This window comes from Pseudorhodoferax sp. Leaf274 (assembly GCF_001422445.1).
In the GTDB taxonomy this organism is placed as follows: domain Bacteria; phylum Pseudomonadota; class Gammaproteobacteria; order Burkholderiales; family Burkholderiaceae_C; genus Pseudorhodoferax.
This window is the reverse complement of record NZ_LMNA01000008.1, coordinates 95,512-110,654: the sequence shown is the minus strand read 5'-3', so window position 1 is coordinate 110,654 and position 15,143 is coordinate 95,512. Positions and strand designations below refer to the sequence as shown.

Genomic DNA, 15,143 nt, shown 5'->3' with positions numbered 1-15,143 from the left:
GTGAGGGCCGCCCGATGACGTCGCAACTGCTGGAACTGGATCTGGCCGATTGGGCCGGGGCCCGGTCCGACGACGACTGGATCGCCGCGCTGGAAGCGGGCAAGGTGCTGTATTTCCCGCGCCTGCGCTTCGACCTGCTGCCGCAGGAGCGGCGCCTGCTCGATCCGGCGCTGCTGGCCGAGGGCTCTCGCAACATCAGCCTGGATGGGCAGGGCAAGCTCAAAGGTGCGGCCGGCGATGCCGGGACGCAGCAGGCCGTGGCCGCCATGGTCGCGCGCTTTCGCAGCCAGGCCCGCCAGCTCGTGGACGGGCTGCTTCCGGGCTACGGCACGGCGCTGCGCATGGCGCCCACCAGCTTCCGGCCGGCCCAGGTCGAAACCCGCACGCAGTCCTGGCGCGCGGACGACAAGCGCCTGCATGTCGATGCCTTCCCTTCGCGGCCCAACTACGGCGAGCGCATCCTGCGCGTCTTCACCAACCTGAACCCGGATGGCGCACCGCGCGTATGGCGCGTGGGCGAGCCGTTCGAGGCCGTGGCCCAGCGCTTCCTGCCGCGGCTCAAGCCCTATTCCCGCTGGCAGGCCAAGGCCTTGCGGACCCTGCGCGTGACCAAGTCGCTGCGCAGCGAATACGACCACCTGATGCTGCAGCTGCACGATGCCATGAAGTCCGACCTGGACTACCAGCAAGGCGCTGCGCAGGAGACCGTGCCTTTTCCACCGGGCTCGGTCTGGGTCTGCTTCTCCGACCAGACCTCGCACGCCGTGATGTCGGGCCAGTTCATGGCCGAGCAGACGCTGCATCTGCCAGCAGCGAGCCAATACAATCCCGCCGCAAGTCCGCTGGCGATTCTGAGCCGGCTGACAGGACGAACCCTCGTCTGACCCCGCTCACCTCACACCGCCGAACGGCGACGTTCGGCGGTTTGCTTTTGGAGACCTGAAACATGACGACCACCTTTCCGGTGACCCGGCGCGGAGCCGAGGCCTTGAAGGCCGAACTGCATCGCCTGAAGACCGTGGACCGCCCCTTCATCATCAACGCGATCGCCGAGGCGCGCGCGCAGGGTGACCTGTCCGAGAACGCCGACTACGACGCCGCCAAGGACCGCCAGGGCTTCATCGAAGGCCGCATCCAGGAGATCGAGGGCAAGCTGTCGGTGGCATCGGTCATCGATCCGGCGGCCTTGAACGCGGGCGGCAAGGTGGTGTTCGGCGCCACGGTCGACCTGGAAGACGAGGACAGCGGCCAGGCCGTGACCTACCAGATCGTCGGCGAGGACGAGGCCGACCTGAAGCTGGGCCGCATCAACATCTCCAGCCCCATCGCGCGTGCGCTGATCGGCAAGGGCGAGGGCGACAGCGCCGAGGTGCAGACGCCCGGCGGCCTCAAGCACTACGAAGTCGTCAGCGTTCGCTACATCTGAGGCGCCGGCGATGCGCGCACGCGTGCCGCTGCTGGCCGCTGCCCTGTGGTGGGGCAGTCTCACCGCCCTGTTCTGGACCGTGCCCCTGCTGTTCATGCAGCTGCCGAGCCCGGCGCTGGCCGGTGGCGCCGCGGCCCGGTTGTTCGGTGCCCAGACCTGGGCCACGCTGGCCTGCTGCCTCCTGATCCTGATGGCCTCGCGCCCACGCGATGCGGACCGTACGGCAGCCTGGGCCCGGCCCGTGCTGCCCTGGGTGCTGGGCGGGCTGCTGCTGGCGCTGGTGGTGGAGTTCGCGGTCGCGCCGCGCATCGTGGCGCGTGAGAATCTCAAGCTGTGGCACAACTTGGGCAGCGGCATGCTGCTGCTGCAATGGGTCTGTGCCAGCATCACGCTGTGGCAACTGGCGCGCCCTGCGCCCCCATTCCAAGAAGGAGACTGACCATGCCCGGACTCTTGCCCGATGTCGACCCGGACGGCCTGCTGGAATTTTCGGTGGTCTACACCGACCGCGCGCTGAACCACATGTCCAAGCGCTTCACGGGCGCGGTGCAGGACATCCTGGCCACGCTCAAGCAGGTGTACCGCGCGCACACCGCTGTGCTGGTGCCCGGCAGCGGCACCTTCGGCATGGAGGCCGTGGCACGCCAGTTCGCCAACCGCGAGAAGGTGCTGATCGTGCGCAACGGCTGGTTCAGCTACCGCTGGAGCCAGATCTTCGACGCGGGTGGCCTGGGGGGCGGTGCGGTGGTCTGCAAGGCACGCCGCGTGGGCGATGGCCCGCAGGCGCCCTGGCAGCCGGCGCCGGCGGAGGAGGTCGCCGCCGCGATCCGTGCTGAAAAGCCCAAGGTCGTGTTCGCCCCGCATGTGGAGACGGCCAGCGGCATCCTGCTTCCAGACGACTACCTGCGCACCGTCAGTGCCGCCGCGCACGAGGTCGGCGCGCTGTTCGTGCTCGACTGCGTGGCCTCCGGCGCGATGTGGGTGGACATGCAGGCCACCGGTGTCGACGTGCTGATCTCCGCGCCGCAGAAGGGCTGGAGCAGCTCGCCGTGCTGCGCCATGGTGATGCTGAGCGCGCGGGCGCGCGAAACCATCGACGGCACCACCAGCAGCAGCTTCTCCTGCGACCTCAAGAAGTGGATGCAGATCGCCGAGGGTTACGAGAAGGGCCAGCACGCCTACCACACGACCATGCCGACCGACGCGCTGGTGCGCCTGCGCGACGTGATGCTGGAAACGCGTGAATGGGGTTTCGACAAGGTCCGCGCAGCGCAGCTGGAGCTGGGCACCAAGGTGCGTGCGCTGCTGGAGTCGCGTGGCCTGCCCAGCGTGGCAGCCGAGGGCTACAAGGCGCCTGGCGTGGTGGTGAGCTACACGACCGACCCGGACATCCAGAACGGCAAGAAGTTCCTGGCGGCCGGTCTGCAGACCGCCTCGGGCGTGCCGCTGCAGTGCGACGAACCGGCGGATTTCCGCACCTTCCGCATCGGCTTGTTCGGCCTGGAGAAGTGGCACAACGTCGACCGCACGGTGGGCCACCTGGCCCGCGCGCTGGACCAGGTGCTCTGAGAAAAGGACGCGCCAGGTTCAGGTCTGGTTGCGCTTCTTGACGGAGGTCTTGACGACGGGCTTGGCCCGCTTGACCTTGCCGCCCGCCGTCAGGCGCTGGTTGCCCAGCACGCGCAGGGTCTTGACCTCGGGCCGCTGGCCGCCGCGCTTGCTGAACTTGAGGATCTTCACGTCGCGCGGGCCGGGCATCCGGTCTTCGTCCTCGGTGCGCTCGCGCGCGACCTCGGGCTTGGGCCGCCACAGCACGAGCAGCTTGCCGATGTGCTGGATGGGCGCGGCGTTGAGCTCATCAGCGAGTTGCTGGTACATGGCTTCGCGCGCGACCCGGTCGTCGGAGAACACGCGCACCTTGATCAGGCCGTGTGCGTTGAGCGCGAGATCGGTCTCGCGCACCACCGCGGGCGTCAGGCCATCGCCGCCGACCATGACCACGGGGTCCAGATGGTGGGCCTCGGCGCGGTGGACCTTGCGTTGCGCGGGGGTGAGTTGAATTTGGGGCATCCCCGTATTATCCCGGTTGCATGAAAGTCAAGACCAAATCGAAGAAGGTCAACAAAGCATGGTTGAACGACCATGTCAACGATCCTTACGTCAAGCTCGCCGCCAAGGAGGGTTACCGCGCGCGCGCGGCCTACAAGCTCAAGGAGATCGACGAGGGCCTCAAGCTGCTGCAGCCTGGCCACTTGGTGGTGGACCTGGGTTCCACGCCCGGGGCCTGGAGCCAGTACGCGCGGCGGCGCCTGTCGCCCCAGGGCGCTGCCGTGGGTGAACTCAATGGCACCATCATCGCGCTGGACATCCTGCCGATGGAGCCGATCGAAGGGGTGCAGTTCCTGCAGGGCGACTTCCGCGAGCCCGAGGTACTGGAGCAACTGCACACCGCCATGGGGGGCCGCCAGGCCGATGTGGTCGTCTCCGACATGGCGCCCAACCTCTCGGGCATCGAATCTGCCGACGCCGCCCGCATTTCCCACCTGGTGGAGCTGGCGGTGGAGTTCTGCCAGACCTACCTGAAGCCCGAAGGGGCGCTGGTCGTCAAGCTCTTCCATGGCAGCGGCTACGCCGAGCTGGTCAAGCTCTTCAGGAGCGAGTTCCGTGTCGTCAAACCGATCAAGCCCAAGGCCTCGCGCGACAAGTCGTCCGAGACCTTCCTGGTCGGCATCGGGCTCAAAGCGGGGCAAACCGGCGAAAAACCGGCTTAAACCCTTGCTGCAGCTATGGCTGACGCGGGTTTGGCGCCCGTGCAGCACCCTTGAAATGCCTAAAATGGCACGCAAGTACGCCCCAGCGCCGTTGCCTGTCGTACGGCTTACCGGAGTCCCCGCTTGAAGAATCCCTGGTTTTCCAAAGTTGCTGTCTGGCTCGTGATCGCCATGGTGCTGTTCACGGTGTTCAAACAGTTCGACACCCGTGCCACGGCAGGCGCGGGCTTTGTGGGCTACTCTGACTTCCTGGAGGAGGTCCGCAACAAACGCATCAAGACCGCCACCATCCAGGAAGGGCAGGGCGGTACCGAGATCGTGGCCATCACGACCGATGACCGCCGCGTGCGCACCACCGCCACCTACCTCGACCGCGGGTTGGTCGGCGACCTGATCGCCAACAACGTCAAGTTCGACGTCAAGCCGCGCGAAGAGGGCTCGCTGCTGATGACGCTGCTGGTCAGCTGGGGCCCGATGCTGCTGCTGATCGGCGTCTGGGTCTACTTCATGCGCCAGATGCAGGGCGGTGGCAAGGGCGGCGCCTTCAGCTTCGGCAAGAGCAAGGCGCGCATGCTGGACGAGAACAACAACACCGTCACCTTCGCCGATGTCGCCGGTTGCGACGAGGCCAAGGAAGAGGTCAAGGAGGTCGTTGACTTCCTGAAGGATCCGCAGAAGTTCCAGAAGCTGGGCGGGCGCATCCCGCGCGGCCTGCTGCTGGTCGGCCCTCCGGGCACCGGCAAGACGCTGCTGGCCAAGTCGATCGCCGGCGAGGCCAAGGTGCCGTTCTTCAGCATCTCGGGCTCCGACTTCGTCGAGATGTTCGTCGGCGTGGGCGCGGCCCGCGTGCGCGACATGTTCGAGAACGCCAAGAAGAACGCGCCCTGCATCATCTTCATCGACGAGATCGACGCGGTGGGCCGCCAGCGTGGCGCTGGCCTGGGCGGCGGCAACGACGAGCGCGAGCAGACGCTGAACCAGATGCTGGTCGAGATGGACGGCTTCGAGACCAACCTGGGCGTGATCGTGGTCGCCGCCACCAACCGCCCCGACATCCTGGACGCCGCGCTGCTGCGCCCGGGCCGTTTCGACCGCCAGGTCTACGTCACGCTGCCCGACATCCGCGGCCGCGAACAGATCCTCAACGTGCACATGCGCAAGGTGCCGATCGGCCAGGACGTGAGCCCCAGCATCATCGCGCGCGGCACGCCCGGCATGTCCGGTGCCGACCTGGCCAACCTGTGCAACGAGGCCGCGCTGATGGCCGCGCGCCGCAACGCGCGCGTGGTCGAGATGCAGGACTTCGAGAAGGCCAAGGACAAGATCATCATGGGCCCCGAGCGCAAGAGCATGGTCATGCCCGAGGAAGAGCGGCGCAACACCGCTTACCATGAGGCCGGCCACGCGCTCATCGGCAAGCTGTTGCCCAAGTGCGACCCCGTGCATAAGGTCACCGTGATCCCGCGCGGCCGTGCCTTGGGCGTGACGATGAGCCTGCCCTCGCAGGACCGCTACAGCTACGACAAGGAATACATGCTGAGCCAGATCAGCATGCTGTTCGGTGGCCGCATCGCCGAAGAAGTGTTCATGAACCAGATGACCACCGGCGCCAGCAACGACTTCGAACGTGCGACCTCCATCGCCCGCGACATGGTCACGCGCTACGGCATGACCGATGCGCTGGGCCCGATGGTCTATGCCGAGAACGAAGGCGAGGTGTTCCTGGGCCGCTCGGTCACCAAGACCACCAATATGAGCGAGCAGACCATGCAGAAGGTCGACGGCGAGGTGCGCCGCATCATCGACGACCAGTACAACCTGGCGCGTCGCCTGATCGAAGAGAACAGCGACAAGATGCACGCCATGGCCAAGGCCTTGCTCGAATGGGAAACCATCGACACCGAGCAGATCGACGACATCATGGCGGGCCGCGACCCGCGTCCGCCGAAGGACTTCACGCCGCGCACGCCGACCGGCGGCAACGGCGGTGGCAGCGGTGGTGCGCCGGCGGTCAATCCGGAGCCATCGCCTTCCGCGGCGTGACACCACGCCTGAACCACAATACGGGGCCTCGCGGCCCCGTTTTGTTTTCCGGTCCCAACGATTCCCCAGCATGTTCTGGCAGACCTCCCGCCACCGCATCGACCTGCGCCAGGCCCGCGTCATGGGCATCGTGAACCTGACGCCCGACTCCTTTTCCGATGGGGGCCGCCATGCCGGCCCGGCCGCGGCGCTGCGGCACTGCGAGCAGTTGCTGGCCGAGGGGGCCGACATCCTCGACCTGGGCGCGGAATCCTCGCGCCCGGGGGCCGCCGTGCTGCCGGCCGACGAGGAACTGGCGCGCCTGCTGCCGGTGCTGCGCGAGGCCGTGCGGCTGGGCGTGCCGCTGTCCATCGACACCTACAAGCCGCGCGTGATGCAGGCCGCCCTCGACCTGGGTGCCGACATCGTGAACGACATCTGGGCCCTGCGCTGGCACGATGCCGCGGCCGGCGAGTCGCCGGATGCGGCCCAGGCCGTGGTGGCTGGCCACCCGGCCTGCGGCGTCTGCCTCATGCACATGCATGGCGAGCCGGCCACCATGCAACGCCAGCCCATGGCGGGTAACGCGCCGGCCCAGGTGCGCGCCTTCCTGGCCGAAGCGGCGCTGCAATTGCGCACGCGCGGCGTGGCGGCCGAGCGCATCGTGCTCGACCCCGGCATCGGCTTCGGCAAGACCGTGGCGCAGAACTTCGACTTGCTGGCGCACCAGGCCGGCCTGCTCGACCTGGGCCATGCGCTGCTGGCGGGCTGGTCGCGCAAGTCGTCCCTTGCCGCGGTGGCCGGTGGCGTCGACCGCCCGGCCGGCGAGCGGCTCGTGCCCAGCGTGGCGGCCGCCCTGCTGGCCGTGGAGCGCGGCGCGCGCATCGTGCGCGTGCACGACGTGCGCGACACTGTGGCCGCCCTGCGGGTATGGCGCGCAGCCACGCCCTCGTCTTTTTCCCTGACACCATAAGAAGGATCGTTCCATGACCCGTCGCTACTTCGGCACCGATGGCATCCGCGGCACCGTGGGCCAAGCCCCCATCACGCCGGACTTCGTGCTGCGCCTGGCCCATGCGGTGGGCCGCGTGCTGCGCAAGGCCGATGCCCGGCCGACGGTGTTGATCGGCAAGGACACGCGCATCTCTGGCTACATGCTGGAAAGCGCGCTCGAATCGGGCTTCAACTCGGCCGGCGTGGATGTCGTGCTGCTGGGCCCGCTGCCCACGCCCGGCGTGGCCTACCTCACGCGGGCGCAGCGCGCCAGCCTGGGCGTGGTGATCAGCGCCAGCCACAACCCCTTTGCCGACAACGGCATCAAGTTCTTCAGCGCCCAGGGCACCAAGCTGCCCGACGACTGGGAGATCGCGGTCGAGGCGGCACTCGAACTGCCGCCGCAATGGGTCGATTCCGCCAGCCTGGGCAAGACCACGCGCCTGGAAGACGCGGCCGGCCGTTACATCGAGTTCTGCAAGAGCACCTTCCCGACCGCGCTCACGCTCAAGGGGCTGCGCATCGTGGTCGATGGCGCGCACGGCGCGGCCTACCAGATTGCGCCCATGGTGTTCCATGAACTCGGTGCGGAAGTCATCCGCATCGGCTGCGCGCCCGATGGCCTGAACATCAACGAGAAGGTCGGCGCCACCCACCCCGAGGCCATGGTGGAGGCCGTGCACAAGCACCGGGCCGACTTCGGCGTGGCGCTGGACGGCGACGCCGACCGCGTGCAGATGGTCGACCGAGACGGCCGCATGTTCAACGGCGACGAACTGCTCTACATCATGGTCAACGAGCGCCTGTCGCGCGGCGGCGCGCAACGCAGCAAGCGCGCCGGCGAGGCCGTCGACGGCGTGGTCGGCACGCTCATGACCAACAAGGCCGTGGAGGTGGCGCTGCGCGCCAAGGGCGTGGCGCTGGTGCGCGCCAAGGTCGGTGACCGCTACGTGCTCGAGGAGCTCGAGAAGCGCGGCTGGCTGTTGGGTGGCGAGGGCTCGGGCCACCTGCTGGCGCTGGACAAGCACACCACGGGCGATGGCCTCATCAGCGCACTGCAGGTGCTGCAGATCTGCGTGCGCAACGGCCAGAGCCTGGCCCAGGCGCTGGGCGAGCTCGTGCTGTTCCCGCAGACCATGGTCAACGTGCGGCTCGCCGTGGGCCAGGACTGGAAGTCGAACCAGGCCATGGCCCAGGCCCAGGCCGAGGTCGAGCGCGAACTCGGCGACGACGGCCGCGTGCTGATCCGCGCGAGCGGCACCGAGCCCGTGCTGCGCGTGATGGTCGAGGCACGCGACGCCGCCCAGGCCCGCCGCTGCGCCGAACGCATCGCGGCAACCTTGCGCTGACGCAGGCCGTCACGAACTTGCCATCGGCGCGACACGCGCCGGTCATGGCCGCTTCGCACACTGGCTCCCGTGCGCTCCCTGGTGGAGCGCCCGTGTCGCAGGAGCCAGACCATGAGAGAGTTGCCGTCCCCGGCCTATCCGCTGTCGCTGGGGCCGCGTCCCGCGCCACAGGCACTGCCCGTGGCCGGCGGCCTGCTGGTGCAGTGGGCGCAGCACCAGGACGAGGTGCGCGCCGCGCAGCGCCTGCGCCATGCGGTGTTCGCCGGCGAGATGGGCGCGCGCCTGGCCACGCCGCTGCCCGGCCACGACATCGACCTGTTCGACGACTACTGCGAGCACCTGCTCGTGCGCGAAGCCACCAGCGGCACCGTCGTCGGCACCTACCGCGTGCTGACGCCGGTGCAGGCATGCCGCATCGGCAGCTTCTACGCCGACACCGAATTCGACCTGACCCGGCTGCGCCAGCTGCGCCCGCGCATGATGGAACTGGGCCGCAGCTGCGTGCACCCGGACCACCGCCAGGGTGGGGTGATCATGAGCCTGTGGACCGCGCTGATCGCCTTCATGCAGCGCAACGGGCTGGACCTCGTGATCGGCAGCGCCAGCGTGCCGCTGCAGCAGCAGGGCGTGTTCAATCCGGCCGTGGCCGCCAGCCTGTGGCGCCGGCTGCGCACGGACCACCTGGCCCCCATCACCGAGCATGTGCTGCCGCGCCTGCCCCTGCCTGTCGAGCGCTTCGACGACAGCCTGCAGGTCGAGGCGCCGCCGCTGGTCAAGGGCTACCTGCGCCTGGGCGCCAGGCTGCTGGGGCCGCCGGCCTGGGACCCCGACTTCAACACCGCCGACCTGCCGCTGCTCATGCGCCTGCACGACATGCCCGCGCGCTACCGTCGCCATTTCGGCGGGAGCCGATGATGCGCGCGGCCTTCGACGCCACCGGCTTCTGGCAGGGCACGCACGAGGCGGCGGACCACCATGCCCACCTGGACGCCGAGGACAACGGCCCGCCGCGTTACCGCGCCGTCTTCATTTCCGACCTGCACCTGGGCACGCCCGGCTGCCAGGCCGAGCCGCTGCTGGAATTCCTCAAGGCCCACCCGAGCCAGACCCTGTATTTGGTCGGCGACATCGTCGATGGCTGGCAGCTGCGCCGGCGCTGGTTCTGGCCGCAGGCCCACAACGACGTGGTGCAGAAGCTGCTGCGCCGTGCCCGCAAGGGCTGCAAGGTGGTCTTCGTGCCCGGCAACCACGACGAGTTCGCGCGCGGCTTCGCCGGCCACCACTTCGGCGGCATCGAGGTGCGCGAGGAGGCAGTGCACACCACGGCCGACGGCCGGCGCCTGTGGGTCGTGCACGGCGACGATTTCGATGCCGTGATCCAGTGCGCCAAGTGGCTCGCCTACCTGGGCGACAACGCCTACGAGCTCACGCTGCGGCTCAACCGCCACCTCAACAGCCTGCGCGCGCGCATGGGCCTGCCGTACTGGTCGCTCTCGGCCTACCTCAAGCACAAGGTGAAAAAGGCGCTCAACTACGTCACGGCGTTCGAGCAGGCGGTCGCCGCCGAGGCGCGCAAGCGCGGCTACCAGGGCGTGGTCTGCGGCCACATCCACCGCGCCGAGATGCGCGAGATCGAAGGCACGCTGTACTGCAACGACGGCGACTGGGTCGAGAGCCTGACCGCGCTGGTCGAACACCACGATGGCCGGCTCGAGCTCGTGCAGTGGCACGGCGCGCACCAGCACCAGCCGCGCCGGGTGGGCGCGGCCGAGCCTGTCGCGCCGTAGCCTCGGCGCAGGCCGTGCCTGGCCGGGACGGCCGCGGCGCCCGGCTACCTGCGCACCGCGTGCTGCGGTGCCGACTGCCTGGGGGCGGCCGGGCGGCGCTCGTGCCACCAGAGCAGCCCGCCGCAGGCCAGCACCACGAGCTGCGATCCCACCAGCAGGCTGAACCCGGCCAGGAAGCCGCCACCCTGGCTGCCCGAGGTCCAGCCGATCACCGCGCCCATCAGCGCCGGCATGAAGCCCGCCACCAGGCTGCCCGCGCCGTTCACCACGCCGTAGGCGCTGGCTGTGTGTTCCGGCCGCGCGAAGTGCTGCACCGTGCTCGGAATCGCAGGGCTCATGAGACCCCAGAAGAAGTTCGCCGCGATGAGGCAATACGCCGCGGCGTAGCGGTCTTCCACGTGCACGGCCAGCCACACCGCCGCCGCCACGCCCAGGCTGCCCGCGACGAACACCAGCGGCACGTGGCGGCGCGCGACGCGGTCGATCAGCACGCCGCCCAGCAGCACGGCCAGCATGGTCGCGTACTGCGGCAGCGCGGCCAGCCAGCCCATCTCGCGCAGCGAGAAACCGCGCGCTTCCTTCAGGTAGGCCGGCAGCCAGTTGCTGCTGCCCCACAGGTAGGCCAGGAACGCCGCGGTCAACACCGTGACCAGCAGCAGGTAGCGCGTGTGCAGCGCGCCGCGCACGATCTTGCCGACCTGCTCCACGGCCTCGGCCAGCGAGCGCGGGCGCGGCAGGCCGCTTTCGGGCTGCGGCATGTGCACGAAGGCCAGCACCAGCGGAATGCCCAGCGCCAGGTTCAACAGGCCCAGCACATGGAACGAGGTCTCCCAGTCGTAGCTGCCGACCAGGAAGCCGACGAACGGGTAGCCCAGCGCCAGGCCCAGCCCGGTGCCCATGTTGACGAGCGAATTGGGCTTGCCGTTCTCGCGGCTGTCGAAATGCGCCTTGATGTAGCCGGCCGCCAGCGCGAACAGCGGGCCTTCGGAAACGCCGAGCAGGATGCGCGAGGCCAGCAGCAGCCCATAGCTGTGCAGCAGCGGCGACAGGAAGGTCACCACGCCCCACAGCGCCAGCCCGTACATGAGGCTGCGGCGCACGCCGAACAGCGCCGCGCAGAAGGGCGTGAACACGAAGGCCGAGACGCCATAGCCCACCATGAACGCGGTGGCCAGCAGGCCCTGGCGCGTGCGGTCCTGCGGCGACAGGCCCACGTGCGCGAGGAAGCCCGGGTCCGTGATCAGGATCGAGATGTTGATCCGGTCCACGTACGAGATGGCGACGATGACGAGCAGGGTGAACACACCTGCCCAGCGTAGGGAGCGACCGTTCTGCATGGGCTGTCCTCGGGTGCTGTGGGCGCGGGCCGCGATGTTCAGAAGAAGTGGCGCAGGCCGACTTCGTAGCCCGACGAGCCCGCGCCCAGGCTGTTGGCGGGTGCCACCACGCCCTGGGCACCCACGCTGCGCTGCGAGCGGTCCGAGTTGGCGATGTGCGCGTAGGTGGCGTAGACCTGCGTGCGCTTGGACAGGTTGTAGCCGTAGCCGATCGCGAACTTGCGCCAGTCGGCATTGCTGTTGGAGGTGTCGTAGCGGCTCACCTGCGCGCGGATCTCGGCCACGCCGATCGGCACCTTCACGCCCAGCTGCAGCGCGCGCAGTTCCACGCCGTTGCGCTTCTCGGTGGCCCACAGCAGCATGGGCTGGACCATGCCGAAGTCGTAGCTGGCCGCGGCATTGCGGATGCGCACGTCCTGCGCCTCGGTCGCGCCCTTGAAGGTGCCGGCCGAGGCTGCCACATGGGCCGGGCCCTGGCGCCAGCCCACGCGCGCGCCGGTGTATTTGCCGGCGGCCGAGGCCACCGTCTCGTCGGGTGCGTATTGCAACTGGCCGTAGAAGCCGCCCAGGCCGGCCGGCGTCAGGTAGCTGATGGCGTTGCTGATCTGGATCGGCGCGCCGTTCATGACGAACGCGTTGGTGCCGCCGACGCCGTTGGTCAGGAACGGGTCGAACACCAGCGTGTTGAGGAAGGTCGCCGAGTCGTCGCGGCCCAGGCGCAGCTCGCCCAGGCCGCTCTGCAGCGCGACGGTGGCGCGCCGGTTGAAGGACAGGCTGGTCAGCCCCGTCGGGCCCGGGCCGGCGCCGGTGTCGGGCGAGAAGCCGCCCTCCAGCCAGAAGTGCGCGGACAGGCCGCCGCCCAGATCTTCCACGCCGCGAAAGCCGATGCGGCTGATGTTGGCGTTGCTGTGCGACATGCCGGTCTGCGAGCCCTCGGAGGCGCGCAGGTGCGTGAGGCCCAGATCGACGGTGCCGAAGACCGTGACCGAGGACTGGGCCAGGGCGGCGGTGCCGCAGCAGGCGGCGGCCGCGACGGCAAGGGTGGTGCGAATGGTTTTCATGGGTTGGGGGTGGTGCTGAGGGGAAATCCGGGCAACGGCCGGCCACGGCCCCGCACACGGGGCCTGCGGCACAGGCGGTTGAAAAAGGGGGGCTAGATGTCGAGGACCAGCGGCCCGCGCTTGCAGCGCGAGACGCAGATCATCATGGTCTTGTTGGCCGCGCGTTCGGCCTTGGACAGGATGCCGTCGTGGTGGTCGACCTCGCCACCGAGCACGGCGGTCTCGCAGGCGCCGCAGACGCCTTCCTTGCAGCTGTGGTCCGGGTTCAGGCCGGCGTCGATCAGCGCGTCCAGGATGGACTTGCCGGCCGGCACTTCCACGGTCTTGTCGCTCTTGCGGCAGACCACCTCGAAGCCGCTGTCGGCCAGCGTCTGCGGCACGGCCACGGCCGCAAAGCGCTCGATGTGGGCGTTCGCGTAGCCCAGCTGCTCGCAGGTCTTCTCGAACGCATCCAGCATCGGCGTGGGGCCGCAGCAGTAGTAGTGGCTGTCGGCGCCGCGGCCGGCCAGCAGCGCGGCCAGGTCGGGCGGTCCGCCGCGCTCGTCGTTGAAGTGCCAGTGCACCTGCACCTTCGCCGGCGCCTGTTCGGCCAGCGCCTCGATGGCGGCGATGAACGCGGCCTCCTTGCGCGTGCGGGCGCAATAGAACAGCTCCACCGGCCGGCCCAGCGCCACCAGGCGCTGCAACATGCACCAGATGGGCGTTACGCCAATGCCGCCGGACACCAGCACGCTGCGCGGCGCGTCCTCGTGCAGCGCGAAGTTGTTGCGCGGGGCGGAGATCTGGACCGTGCTGCCCACGCGCAGCTGCTGGTGCACGTAGCGCGAACCGCCGCGGCTGGCGCGGTCGTGCAGCACGCCGACCACGTAGCGCCCCCGGTCGCTGCTGGGGTTGCACAGCGAGTAGCTGCGCACCAGGCTGTTGGGCAGGTGCAGGTCGATGTGCGAGCCGGCCTCGAACGCGGGGAATTCCACGTCCGCGGTGGCAGGACGGAATTCGACGCTGACGATGCCGTCGGCCTCGTGGCGCATCGTGTGCACCAGGGCGTTCAACGTGGGAGCGGACATGGCGGGGCCTCGGGGATTCGGCGGTGGTCGGTCGGCGTGCGGCGCGTTCAGGCGGCGGCGGTTTCGCCCTGCAGCTGTTGCTGCGCCAGGTTGCGCATGTGCCGGCGCAGCCGCACGATGCCCAGGTCGTGCTGGTACAGGTTCTCGTGCTGGTTGGCGTCGGCCTCCATGTCCTCGAGCATCACGCGGTCCTGCTCGAGCACATGCCAGTGGCGCGCCTCCAGGCGGTTCCTGTACAGGAAGCGCCAGGTGTCGCGCTCCCAGCCCGGGGCCAGCTTGCGCACGCGCCAGAAGAAGGTGGCCGTCATGCCCTTCACGATGGGGGCGAACGCGCCCACGATGATGAAGTTGCCGCCGGGGCCGCCGGTCTTCGGATAGGGGATCTCCAGCCGCGTCCAGTGGATGCCCGTATCGGCCCACTCGGTCCAGTCGAAGTTGACGTTGCGCTGGCCTTCCTTCTCGAACACGAAGCCGGTGTCGGTCGGGCGGATGCCGAACTTGGCCGTCGAATCGCCCTCGGCCATCGAGTGCGACTGCTTGTGCAGGAAGGTGCCGTGCATCGGGTCCATCACGTTGTCCAGCACGTAGCGGTAGTCGCCCTTCCACTCGGTGTAGCACAGGAAGCTCGCGTACTCGGCGTCGTCGGTCAGCTGCTCGGGCAGCACCAGCGGCGGCGGCGTGTCGACCGGCTCCTTGCTGTTGTAGAGGAACACGGCGCCCGCGCGCTCCTGCACGTGGAAGTGGCGCGTGGCGCGCGAGCCTTCCAGCTTGCAGCCCGGGCTGCCGGGCACGCGCGTGACCGTGCCGTCGTGGCGCACTTCCACGCCGTGGTAGGGGCAGGACAGCCGGTCACCCAGGATCACGCCCTGCGACAGCGGCGCACCGCGGTGCGGGCAGCGGTCTTCCAGCGCGTGCAGCACGCCGTCGCCGTCGCGCCACAGCGCGAGCTTGCGGCCCAGGCGGCGCAGCGAGACCGGGTTCTCCTGGATGAAGTGCGAGGGGCAGATCGGGTACCAGAGGTCCTTCAGGCCGATCTCGAGCAGGTGGTCGACCGGGTCGGCGGCGACCGGGTGGATGGCAATCGTCATCGTGGTTCTCCTCAGGCGGCCAGCGCGGCGATCTCGGTGCGGTAGACCGCTTCGGTCCAGGCCTTGCCGCTGGGGCTGGCCAGTCCGCTGGCGTTCAGGGCCTGGACCAGGCTGGCCAGGTCGTGCGCACCCGCACCGAACGCGCGCTCGATCGCGTCGCCCAGCAGGTCTTCGTAGGTGGTCGCGGGGCGCTGGCGCGCCTGGTGCGGTTGCAGGTAGCGGTCTTGTGGCATCGTGAACCT

Annotated in this window: 16 protein-coding genes; 10 read left to right on the top strand and 6 right to left on the bottom strand. The window is 69.2% G+C overall.

Features of this window, described 5'->3' with window-relative positions:
• Nucleotides 1–14: 14 nt before the first annotated feature.
• From ASF44_RS12475 to ASF44_RS12460, 4 genes are all read left to right on the top strand, one after another.
• A complete protein-coding gene (locus ASF44_RS12475; protein WP_056899545.1) occupies nucleotides 15–884 on the top strand; it encodes a Kdo hydroxylase family protein in 870 nt (289 codons plus the stop codon).
• A gap of 62 nt (nucleotides 885–946) precedes the next feature.
• Nucleotides 947–1,426: a transcription elongation factor GreA gene (gene greA / locus ASF44_RS12470; RefSeq protein ID WP_056899544.1), complete on the top strand. Its 480-nt coding sequence runs from the start codon at nucleotides 947–949 to the stop codon at nucleotides 1,424–1,426.
• 10 nt (nucleotides 1,427–1,436) lie between these two features.
• Nucleotides 1,437–1,865, top strand: a complete 429-nt coding sequence (locus ASF44_RS12465) for a DUF4149 domain-containing protein (protein ID WP_056899543.1) — start codon at nucleotides 1,437–1,439, stop codon at nucleotides 1,863–1,865.
• 2 nt (nucleotides 1,866–1,867) lie between these two features.
• Complete coding sequence (locus ASF44_RS12460; protein ID WP_056899542.1) at nucleotides 1,868–2,995, top strand: aminotransferase class V-fold PLP-dependent enzyme; 1,128 nt, start codon at nucleotides 1,868–1,870, stop codon at nucleotides 2,993–2,995.
• 18 nt (nucleotides 2,996–3,013) lie between these two features.
• Here the strand turns inward: ASF44_RS12460 and ASF44_RS12455 are convergent, their stop codons facing one another.
• On the bottom strand, nucleotides 3,014–3,496 hold the full coding sequence (locus tag ASF44_RS12455) for a YhbY family RNA-binding protein (RefSeq protein ID WP_056899541.1): 483 nt from the start codon (nucleotides 3,494–3,496) through the stop codon (nucleotides 3,014–3,016).
• A 20-nt stretch (nucleotides 3,497–3,516) separates the two neighbouring features.
• On the opposite strand from ASF44_RS12455, the gene ASF44_RS12450 reads away from it, so the two are divergent.
• The 6 genes from ASF44_RS12450 to ASF44_RS12425 all read left to right on the top strand — a co-directional run bounded on the left by ASF44_RS12450 (nucleotide 3,517) and on the right by ASF44_RS12425 (nucleotide 10,348).
• Nucleotides 3,517–4,197, top strand: coding sequence for an RlmE family RNA methyltransferase (locus tag ASF44_RS12450; protein WP_056899540.1), 681 nt, complete (start codon nucleotides 3,517–3,519; stop codon nucleotides 4,195–4,197).
• Between the two features lie 123 nt (nucleotides 4,198–4,320).
• Complete coding sequence (gene ftsH / locus ASF44_RS12445) at nucleotides 4,321–6,240, top strand: ATP-dependent zinc metalloprotease FtsH (protein ID WP_056899539.1); 1,920 nt, start codon at nucleotides 4,321–4,323, stop codon at nucleotides 6,238–6,240.
• A gap of 70 nt (nucleotides 6,241–6,310) precedes the next feature.
• Nucleotides 6,311–7,192, top strand: coding sequence for a dihydropteroate synthase (gene folP / locus ASF44_RS12440; protein WP_056899538.1), 882 nt, complete (start codon nucleotides 6,311–6,313; stop codon nucleotides 7,190–7,192).
• 13 nt (nucleotides 7,193–7,205) lie between these two features.
• A complete protein-coding gene (glmM, locus tag ASF44_RS12435; RefSeq protein WP_056899537.1) occupies nucleotides 7,206–8,561 on the top strand; it encodes a phosphoglucosamine mutase in 1,356 nt (451 codons plus the stop codon).
• A gap of 111 nt (nucleotides 8,562–8,672) precedes the next feature.
• Complete coding sequence (locus tag ASF44_RS12430; RefSeq protein ID WP_056899536.1) at nucleotides 8,673–9,476, top strand: GNAT family N-acetyltransferase; 804 nt, start codon at nucleotides 8,673–8,675, stop codon at nucleotides 9,474–9,476.
• Nucleotides 9,476–10,348, top strand: a complete 873-nt coding sequence (locus ASF44_RS12425) for a UDP-2,3-diacylglucosamine diphosphatase (protein ID WP_056899593.1) — start codon at nucleotides 9,476–9,478, stop codon at nucleotides 10,346–10,348. The genes ASF44_RS12430 and ASF44_RS12425 overlap by 1 nt, the downstream gene beginning before the upstream one ends.
• A 44-nt stretch (nucleotides 10,349–10,392) precedes the next feature.
• Here ASF44_RS12425 and ASF44_RS12420 read toward each other — a convergent pair whose 3' ends face one another.
• The 5 genes from ASF44_RS12420 to ASF44_RS12400 form a co-directional block, all read right to left on the bottom strand.
• Nucleotides 10,393–11,685, bottom strand: a complete 1,293-nt coding sequence (locus tag ASF44_RS12420; protein ID WP_056899535.1) for an MFS transporter — start codon at nucleotides 11,683–11,685, stop codon at nucleotides 10,393–10,395.
• A 38-nt stretch (nucleotides 11,686–11,723) separates the two neighbouring features.
• The gene (locus ASF44_RS12415; RefSeq protein ID WP_056899534.1) at nucleotides 11,724–12,746 is read right to left on the bottom strand and encodes a porin; all 1,023 of its coding nucleotides are present in this window, start codon (nucleotides 12,744–12,746) and stop codon (nucleotides 11,724–11,726) included.
• Between the two features lie 92 nt (nucleotides 12,747–12,838).
• Nucleotides 12,839–13,813 (bottom strand): PDR/VanB family oxidoreductase, encoded by a 975-nt coding sequence (locus ASF44_RS12410; protein ID WP_056899533.1) that lies wholly within the window; start codon nucleotides 13,811–13,813, stop codon nucleotides 12,839–12,841.
• Nucleotides 13,814–13,860: 47 nt separating this feature from the next.
• Nucleotides 13,861–14,901 carry an aromatic ring-hydroxylating dioxygenase subunit alpha gene (locus ASF44_RS12405; protein WP_056899532.1) on the bottom strand — a complete coding sequence of 347 codons (1,041 nt, stop codon included), beginning with the start codon at nucleotides 14,899–14,901 and terminating at the stop codon, nucleotides 13,861–13,863.
• Nucleotides 14,902–14,912: 11 nt separating this feature from the next.
• The gene (locus ASF44_RS12400) at nucleotides 14,913–15,134 is read right to left on the bottom strand and encodes a recombinase-like helix-turn-helix domain-containing protein (protein ID WP_056899531.1); all 222 of its coding nucleotides are present in this window, start codon (nucleotides 15,132–15,134) and stop codon (nucleotides 14,913–14,915) included.
• Nucleotides 15,135–15,143 lie beyond the last annotated feature (9 nt).

Coding starts and splice junctions, on each gene's coding strand:
- glmM (WP_056899537.1), top strand. CDS start 7,206: ATGACCCGTCGCTACTTCGGCACCGATGGCATCCGCGGCACCGTGGGC.
- greA (WP_056899544.1), top strand. CDS start 947: ATGACGACCACCTTTCCGGTGACCCGGCGCGGAGCCGAGGCCTTGAAG.
- ASF44_RS12475 (WP_056899545.1), top strand. CDS start 15: ATGACGTCGCAACTGCTGGAACTGGATCTGGCCGATTGGGCCGGGGCC.
- ASF44_RS12415 (WP_056899534.1), bottom strand. CDS start 12,746: ATGAAAACCATTCGCACCACCCTTGCCGTCGCGGCCGCCGCCTGCTGC.
- ASF44_RS12425 (WP_056899593.1), top strand. CDS start 9,476: ATGCGCGCGGCCTTCGACGCCACCGGCTTCTGGCAGGGCACGCACGAG.
- ASF44_RS12450 (WP_056899540.1), top strand. CDS start 3,517: ATGAAAGTCAAGACCAAATCGAAGAAGGTCAACAAAGCATGGTTGAAC.
- ASF44_RS12455 (WP_056899541.1), bottom strand. CDS start 3,496: ATGCCCCAAATTCAACTCACCCCCGCGCAACGCAAGGTCCACCGCGCC.
- ASF44_RS12420 (WP_056899535.1), bottom strand. CDS start 11,685: ATGCAGAACGGTCGCTCCCTACGCTGGGCAGGTGTGTTCACCCTGCTC.
- ASF44_RS12410 (WP_056899533.1), bottom strand. CDS start 13,813: ATGTCCGCTCCCACGTTGAACGCCCTGGTGCACACGATGCGCCACGAG.
- ASF44_RS12460 (WP_056899542.1), top strand. CDS start 1,868: ATGCCCGGACTCTTGCCCGATGTCGACCCGGACGGCCTGCTGGAATTT.
- folP (WP_056899538.1), top strand. CDS start 6,311: ATGTTCTGGCAGACCTCCCGCCACCGCATCGACCTGCGCCAGGCCCGC.
- ASF44_RS12400 (WP_056899531.1), bottom strand. CDS start 15,134: ATGCCACAAGACCGCTACCTGCAACCGCACCAGGCGCGCCAGCGCCCC.
- ASF44_RS12465 (WP_056899543.1), top strand. CDS start 1,437: ATGCGCGCACGCGTGCCGCTGCTGGCCGCTGCCCTGTGGTGGGGCAGT.
- ASF44_RS12405 (WP_056899532.1), bottom strand. CDS start 14,901: ATGACGATTGCCATCCACCCGGTCGCCGCCGACCCGGTCGACCACCTG.
- ASF44_RS12430 (WP_056899536.1), top strand. CDS start 8,673: ATGAGAGAGTTGCCGTCCCCGGCCTATCCGCTGTCGCTGGGGCCGCGT.